This window comes from Microvirga tunisiensis (assembly GCF_009296175.1).
In the GTDB taxonomy this organism is placed as follows: Bacteria; Pseudomonadota; Alphaproteobacteria; order Rhizobiales; family Beijerinckiaceae; genus Microvirga; species Microvirga tunisiensis.
On sequence record NZ_VOSK01000724.1, the window covers coordinates 1 to 1,546 of the forward strand.

General features: G+C 61.1%; 2 protein-coding genes. Both read right to left on the reverse strand.

The genetic code is table 11. The features are described 5' to 3' along the window. Positions 1-73: 73 nt before the first annotated feature. Positions 74-949 carry a calcium-binding protein gene (locus FS320_RS43165; RefSeq protein ID WP_152718625.1) on the reverse strand — a complete coding sequence of 292 codons (876 nt, stop codon included), beginning with the start codon at positions 947-949 and terminating at the stop codon, positions 74-76. A gap of 217 nt (positions 950-1,166) precedes the next feature. Next, positions 1,167-1,546 (reverse strand): transposase (locus FS320_RS43170; protein ID WP_152711663.1); only part of this gene is annotated, 380 nt, incomplete at its 5' end.

Below are 1,546 nucleotides of genomic sequence, written 5' to 3' on the forward strand. Positions count from 1 at the left end.
CTTTGCTCTTCTGCTGCATGGCTCGTCCCCTGTGCGGGAGGCTCGGCGCCGGCCCATCCAGCGCAACCCTCGCTCATCGCATAGTGTGGACGAGCCACCTCCGCCGGCAACGAACATACGGTCTGCCTGTAATGACATTGTCTAGCCCGTTACCCGTGCCTTCGGTGGCAAGCCCCGTCAGCACGAGGTTCTCAACGTTGGCCGCCAGAGGCTTGGTGCTCGAAATGGACACCGAGCTGATCACCGTGTCGACTCCGCCTCCGGCTCCGGCAGCCTCGTTCACAACGTCCCCACTGTGATCGACATAGTAGGTGTCGTTGCCCAGTCCGCCGTTCATTGTATCGGCGCCGCCATGGCCGTCGAGCGCGTTGTCGCCGTCATTGCCGTTCAGGACGTTCGCACCCGTGTTGCCGGTGGCGTTCAGGTTGGCCGAACCCGTGAGCGTCAGTTCCTCTACCTGAGCAGAGAGGACGTAGCTGACCGAGCTGAACACGTGATCATAACCGCCGAGGCCGAGGCTGTCCTTCTCGACGATCACATCTGCCGCGTCGTCGACGTAATAGGTGTCATTGCCGTTGCCGCCATCGAGGCTGTCCGCGCCGCCGCCGCCATCCAGGGTATCGTCACCGTCGTCACTCTTCAGCGTGTTGACGGCTGCGTTGCCGACAATCCAGTTGTTGAGTCCGTTGCCATATCCATTAATGGCGCCCGTACCCGTCAGCGTCAGGTTTTCCACATTCGGCGTCAGGGTGTAGGTGATGGAGGAGTAAACATGATCGGTTCCCTCTCCAGCATTCTCGGTGACCAGGTCGCCCGAATGGTTGACCGTGTATTCATCGTTGCCCGCACCGCCGGCCATCGTATCCGCGCCGTTGGTGCCGGCGATGGCGTTATCGCCCGCATCGCCGGTCCAGATGTAACCTGGGACCGAGATATCACCTGAGTCCATGCCGCTGATCGTATTTCCGGAAACGTATGTACCGGTCGGGCCGGCATCGTCGTTGGTCGGCTCCTCGCGGACGCCGTAGCGGGAATTGACGTCCCCTGTCGAGGAGATCTGATTGTTCAGGATCTGCGTGTTGTGGGAATAGTAGGTGTTCTGCGAGTAATCGTCGTCGAAGCGCTCGCGGATGTTGATCTCGTCGTACTTAGAGGCTGGTGAGCAATTATCTTTCCTTTCGCGTGAGGCGACGCAGCAGGATGCGGCTCATGGCGAGATAGAGCAGCATTTCACCGGTCTCGACCAAGCGTTCGTAGTCCTTGGCGAGCCGCCGGTTGGTGGTGAGCCAACCGATGGTCCGCTCGACAACCCACCTGCGTGCGAGCACCTGGAAGCCACTCGGTCGCGTCGGCGGCTCCGCGTCAGCCCGCATCCAGGTTCCGCCGCTCCACCAATGCTGCGGGATGGATAATCTCCAGCTCAGGGCCTTCTGGAGCCAGTCCTTCAGCCCACGATAAGCCGTGTCGGCCCACATCAACTCAATGGCCGGAAACAGATTCTGCAGACCCTCCAGCAGGAGTTCGGCTCCGGCGCGGTCATGGAGGT

Excerpts from the sequence above, each read along its gene's own strand:
- FS320_RS43165 (WP_152718625.1), bottom strand. The coding sequence starts at position 949 with ATGGACTCAGGTGATATCTCGGTCCCAGGTTACATCTGGACCGGCGAT.